The sequence below is a fragment of the Bacillus sp. GMs2/2 genome (assembly GCF_050172095.1).
In the GTDB taxonomy this organism is placed as follows: Bacteria; Bacillota; Bacilli; order Bacillales; family Bacillaceae_G; genus Bacillus_A; species Bacillus_A cereus.
In genome coordinates this window covers 1-6,121 of record NZ_JBNLYE010000250.1, presented here as the reverse complement: position 1 = coordinate 6,121, position 6,121 = coordinate 1, and the positions used below count along the sequence as shown (strand labels likewise).

Below are 6,121 nucleotides of genomic sequence, written 5' to 3'. Positions count from 1 at the left end.
TCATTAGACGTTTGACCTCCGATGTCCATTATGATAAGTTACTAAAGATGTTATATTCGCAAACGTATAGACAACTGGTTTATACACTGTTTTTACTATGAGGAAGGAGCATACACTGCATGAATCTTTTATGGGGAATTGGCGGCGTGATTGGAGTATTAGCAATTGCTTTCTTACTATCTTCCAACCGCAAAGCTATTAATTGGCGCACAATTTTAATTGCGCTAGCATTACAAATGTCATTTTCATTTATCGTATTACGATGGGACGCTGGTAAAGCAGGTTTAAAACACGCTGCTGACGGTGTTCAAGGATTAATTAATTTTTCTTACGAGGGAATTAAGTTCGTTACTGGGGATTTAGTCAACGCAAAGGGACCTTGGGGATTTGTATTCTTTATTCAAGCACTACTTCCAATCGTATTTATTAGTTCATTAGTAGCAATCTTATATTATTTCGGTATTATGCAGAAATTTGTTAGCATCGTTGGTGGTGCATTAAGTAAACTTCTTGGAACTTCTAAAGCAGAAAGCCTAAACTCAGTAACGACTGTATTTTTAGGACAAACTGAAGCTCCAATTTTAATTAAACCTTACTTAGCACGCTTAACAAATAGTGAATTCTTCACTATTATGGTAAGCGGTATGACAGCTGTTGCTGGATCCGTTCTTGTCGGTTATGCAGCAATGGGTATTCCGTTAGAGCACTTATTAGCAGCTGCAATTATGGCGGCTCCATCGAGCTTATTAATTGCGAAACTAATCATGCCAGAGACAGAAAAAGTAGATAATAACGTTGAACTTTCTACAGAACGTGAAGACGCAAATGTTATTGATGCAGCTGCACGCGGCGCATCTGAAGGTATGCAACTTGTTATTAACGTAGCAGCAATGTTAATGGCTTTCATCGCATTAATCGCTTTATTAAATGGATTATTAGGATGGGTTGGTTCTCTGTTCGATATTAAACTTAGCCTTGATTTAATCTTTGGTTACTTATTATCACCATTCGCAATCTTAATCGGGGTTTCTCCTGGTGAAGCGATACAAGCAGCAAGCTTTATCGGTCAAAAACTTGCAATCAACGAATTCGTTGCATACGCAAACTTAGGACCACACATGGCAGAGTTCTCTGACAAAACAAATCTAATTTTAACATTTGCAATCTGTGGATTTGCAAACTTCTCTTCTATCGCAATTCAATTAGGTGTAACAGGAACGTTAGCTCCTACTCGCCGTAAACAAATTGCACAATTAGGGATTAAAGCAGTTATCGCTGGTACATTAGCGAACTTCTTAAACGCAGCAGTTGCAGGTATGATGTTCCTATAAACTTATATAGAGTCTTCTCTTTCTACAAGAGGAGACTTTTTTCATGCAATCCAAACGTCTTTTATGTATCTATTAATCAATTTATCCTAAATATAGGCACATTATGATACAATAATGTTTAAGTCTTTTTATTTTTCTTATGAAAATAGAGATACTACTTGTTGTTACCCTTCAAAAGAGTTTAACGACATGGTCAATTTCTTAATAATTGCGCATACTACAAGTATCTATTGATGAAATAGCTTTAAGGAGGAAAGTTTTGTGAAAGATAAGTTCTATAAAATCCTCTCTATGTGGATTTTACAAATTGTATTTTATTTTACTACTGTACATGTGACGAAATATGAGCATGCTCTCATTTTTACACTAATATACGTAATCGTAAATGTACTATTCTTATTTTTAGCTGACAAAACAGCATTTATTTTCTTCATACTAGGAACCATTATTTCCGTATTTTATTTGTTCTATCAAGCATGGCTTCACTTATGGAGTACATCAGATCAATGGCAATATATGATTACCCACTTCCTGATGGCAGCTAACTTCTTCATTGTATATATAACAACTCACCTATTGAAAAAAGTGATTCATGAAAATAAAGCTTTAACTGAGCGTGTGAGAACATTGGAACAATATATTGGAGAATCCAAATTACTAACAAGACAAGAATTCGAGAGACGCCAAGCGTTATTAACGACTGCAATGAATCGTCGTAATGAAACAGGCATTATTGTTTACTTTGATTTCACTTCCTTTAGTAAATATACAAAGGAAAGTGTTATGGACCGTGTAGCTTCTTTATTAGTTGAAACGGTAAGGAATGATTTTGACCTTGCTGCTGAATATGATAATAATACGCTAGTTATTTTATTACAAAACACAAATGAAGCTGGTGCTGACATTGTAATGAACCGCCTAAAACCAAAAATGGAGCAATGGCTTGCTGCTGAAGCAATCAAAGATATAAAAATTTCACGCGAGCAAATTGGAAACAAAGGACAGACACTGTTATGATGACTCTCGTTATACTTCTTTTATTCCTTCTGTTTTGCGTACTCGTTTTTTGGATTAGTATCACATTTTCAATTAAATATGTACTTATTTTTACGGCCTTTCTATTCTCTGGCTTACTCGTTTACTACTCTTTCTTAACAATCGCGGGCTTAATTCACCGAAATAGTAAACGAAAAGATCGTACGCTAGAACATTATCCGAGCGTCGATATTTTCATACCTGCCCATAATGAAGGCGTCGTTATTAAAGATACTTTAGAGGCGATGGCAAAGATTGAATATCCAGGAAAGCTAACTATTTATTTATTAAATGATAACTCTCAAGATGAAACACCTGAAATCGGAGATGATTTCGACAAAGCTTATGCTCATATTCGTCATATTCGTGTTCCTCCCGGTGAACCGAAGGGTAAATCACGTGTACTAAACTATGGGCTTAGTATTTCAGATGGTGAGTACTTCTGTGTTTACGATGCAGATAACCAGCCTGAACCACACGCACTGCGAATGCTTGTAGAACACGCTGAAACAACTGAAGATGCTGTTGGAGCTGTTGGACACGTTCGTACAGTAAACGAAAAAAGAAACTGGTTAACGCGAATGATTTCGCTAGAATTCCAAATCTTCCAGCTCCTTATGCAATCTGGACGCTGGTTACTATTCCAAACGGGCTCGCTGACAGGAACAAACATGCTTCTTCGTCGCTCCGCACTAGAAGAGCTTGGTGGCTATGACCCTTACGCAATTGCAGAAGATGCTGAATTAACATTACGAATTACACAAAAAGGTTATCTCTTACCAATCGTCCCAGAATCAGTTACTTGGGAACAAGAACCAGAGCATTTAAAAATTCTTATTAAACAACGTACACGTTGGCTCCAAGGAAATTTATATATTTTAGAAAAAATGTTCTCATCATTAAGTTTCTTTAAAGGAAAGCTGCTTGTTCATTCCTTACAACAAGTTCTAGTGTATGTTGTATTTTGGCTATTCCTAATCATTTCGAACGTTTGGTTTGTAATTGGGCTACTCGGGATATTCCAAATTCAATATAGCATTCCGCTACTATTTATGTGGTATGTCGCATATATTACATATGTTTCTCAATTATTTAGTGCCCAGAGTGTCGAACGAACCTTTACACCGACTAATATTTTTATTAGCGTTATTATGTACTTTACGTACGCACAGCTCTTTACGTACTTATTTATTCGTAGCTTAATCTTATACTTACGTGCAAAGAGCAAGAAACAAGTCATTGGCTGGGATAAAACAGTTCGATTCAAAAAAGATAAATAATAAAAATAAGCACAGAGCGCCGTATGCTCTGTGCTTATTTATTGCCGTATAAATTATATATCAGACAATACCCCTTAGCTGAAAGTAATTTCACGTCCATCCCCCAACGAACGATCGACCTTCATTTATATACGAAAAAGTGATTGCTATTTTTGTAGAACCAATTGCTTCTCTTGCTGTTCTTTGCGCGTTTCAGTCTTAGGTTCCGTGCTTTCTTGGACACTACGATGTGCCACACGTTTCAAACAAATATGCTTCCACTTTCTTTCGTAACGTTTCATTATTCTAGATGTCCCCCTTGAATGCGCTTTAAAACTATTTGAAATCGCTTACAGGAAATAATATAGCACATATATATAAACGTGACAACACATTTCCGACAATTTTTTGTCAAAAATATGAATAGAATTCGTAAGGGATCGAATATTGTCGAAACCTATCGTTTTTTCTTCGTATAAAAGGCATACTACTTATATGGTAAAGTATTTTATTTCCCCTACCCGCATTTCAAATTCCTTCTATATAAAGTGAAACTTTAATTAACCATCACCAATCGTACTTTTACAGGCAAATAGAGAAATAAAAAAGAGCTGATATGAAATCAGCTCTTTTCCTTCTATTGTTAATGACGCTTCATACGTCCCTCTTTTTGTAACTCTTTAAATAATGCTGCCATCATAAAGAAAATAACAAAGACAAACGGGAATGCTGCAATAATAGCTGCCGTTTGTAAGGCTTCTAATCCGCCAATATATAATAGCGTAGAAGCTATCGCGGCTAGAACGATACCCCAAATCATTTTAATGCGATTTGGTGGGTTTAAACTACCATGTGTCGTTAACATCCCTAAAACAAATGTTGCAGAATCTGCAGATGTAATAAAGAATGTAGAAATAAGAAGAATCGCTAGAACAGATAAAGCTGATCCAAAGCTTCCCATTTGATCAAACATAGCGAATAATCCTACTTCTGTTCCCATCTCTTTAATTTTTTCAAAGATATGTGCATCACCAAACAGCTCCATATGAATACCTGTTCCACCGAAAACAGAGAACCAAAGTGCACCAATTATTGTCGGTACGAGTAACACACCGATTACAAACTCACGAATTGTACGTCCTCGTGAAACACGAGCAATAAACGTACCTACGAACGGTGACCATGCAATCCACCATGCCCAATAGAAAATTGTCCACGATTGAATCCATTGGTTCCCACCTTCGTCTAATGGACTTAAACGGAAGCTCATGCTTGGTAATTCCTGAATATAAGAACCGATTGTTGAAGTGAAGTAATTCATAATAAAGTTTGTTGGACCCGCAAATAATACAATAATCATAAGTGCAAACGCAAAAATAATGTTCGTATTACTTAAATATTTAATTCCCTTATCCAGACCTGTTTGCGCAGATAACATAAATAATACTGTTACGATTGCAATAATAACTAACTGTGTCGTTAATGAGTTCGGGATAGATGTTAAATAACTAACGCCACCCGCAATTTGTTTTGCACCGAGACCTAATGACGTTGCAACACCAAACACAGTTGCAAAAACAGCTAACACATCAAATGAATGAGCAATACGCCCGTGTTCCCCGCCCTTAAATAACGGACCTACTGTCGCACTAATCGTACTTGCTTTTCCTTTTCTAAAGGTAAAGTAAGCAATACATAACGCTACAAACGCATATAGTCCCCAAGGGTGTAATCCCCAATGGAAAAATGAAAAACGCAGTGCAAGACGCGCACTTTCCTCAGTTGCACCTTCTCCAAACGGAGGTGCGTATAAATGGTTTAATGGTTCGGCAACGCCCCAGAAAACTAACCCGATACCCATACCAGCACTAAATAGCATAGCAAACCATGTCATATAACTATAATCAGGTTCGTCATCATCTTTACCTAGACGAATAGAACCGTATTTCGAAACAATTAAAAAGATAGACACACCTAAAATAATAGAAACGGAAATAATATAAAACCAGCCGAACTTACTAACTAATGCAGTTTGAATTGCGGTTGTTACATTTCCTAAACTACCTTTTCCAATAATAGATTCGGGAATAATCCCCCAAATTGTAAATGCAATACATAATGTTAATGAAACGATGAATGTTTTTGTCAGTTTCCTCATCAAATCCCCCTTCGTAGGTTTCGCTTTTGTAAATAACATAAATTCCGATATGTAAAATCGGATAGAAAACTATAATTTTGCGGTGATTTTCTTACTTTCACCTTCACCAATTTGAATTCTTATGGACAGCCTTACCTTTCATATAACCTTTTCACTCTGCAAGAGCTACAAGTTAGAAATACTGCTGTCAAATTGTGTGAGAAAAACGCGGATAGGAATGTATTTTCCTAAAAAAGGATGTGTTACATATGTAAAAAAGGGCAAATTTCTTCCTTGCAACCCTTTCGTTTTGTAACAATTATGCGGTTTTTTTGCTAGTATATAGCACGTGTTTATAG

The 6,121-nt window shown here is 36.3% G+C and carries 4 protein-coding genes; 3 read left to right on the top strand and 1 reads right to left on the bottom strand.

The features are described from left to right. Nucleotides 1-119: 119 nt before the first annotated feature. From ACQGS6_RS21460 to ACQGS6_RS21450, 3 genes are all read left to right on the top strand, one after another. On the top strand, nt 120-1,331 hold the full coding sequence (locus ACQGS6_RS21460) for a NupC/NupG family nucleoside CNT transporter (RefSeq protein ID WP_001051029.1): 1,212 nt from the start codon (nt 120-122) through the stop codon (nt 1,329-1,331). Between the two features lie 261 nt (nt 1,332-1,592). Further along, nucleotides 1,593-2,348, top strand: a complete 756-nt coding sequence (locus tag ACQGS6_RS21455; protein WP_000653224.1) for a diguanylate cyclase — start codon at nt 1,593-1,595, stop codon at nt 2,346-2,348. Beyond that, the gene (locus ACQGS6_RS21450) at nt 2,345-3,646 is read left to right on the top strand and encodes a glycosyltransferase family 2 protein (RefSeq protein WP_000988751.1); all 1,302 of its coding nucleotides are present in this window, start codon (nt 2,345-2,347) and stop codon (nt 3,644-3,646) included. The genes ACQGS6_RS21455 and ACQGS6_RS21450 overlap by 4 nt, the downstream gene beginning before the upstream one ends. 622 nt (nt 3,647-4,268) lie before the next feature. Here ACQGS6_RS21450 and opuD read toward each other — a convergent pair. Then, entirely contained in the window at nt 4,269-5,783 is a 1,515-nt protein-coding gene (gene opuD / locus ACQGS6_RS21445; RefSeq protein ID WP_001230113.1) for a glycine betaine transporter OpuD, read from the bottom strand. Nucleotides 5,784-6,121: the final 338 nt, after the last annotated feature.

Bases quoted from the DNA above. Each gene is read 5' to 3' on its own strand.
- ACQGS6_RS21460 (WP_001051029.1), top strand. From the start codon at position 120: ATGAATCTTTTATGGGGAATTGGCGGCGTGATTGGAGTATTAGCAATT.
- ACQGS6_RS21450 (WP_000988751.1), top strand. From the start codon at position 2,345: ATGATGACTCTCGTTATACTTCTTTTATTCCTTCTGTTTTGCGTACTC.
- opuD (WP_001230113.1), bottom strand. From the start codon at position 5,783: ATGAGGAAACTGACAAAAACATTCATCGTTTCATTAACATTATGTATT.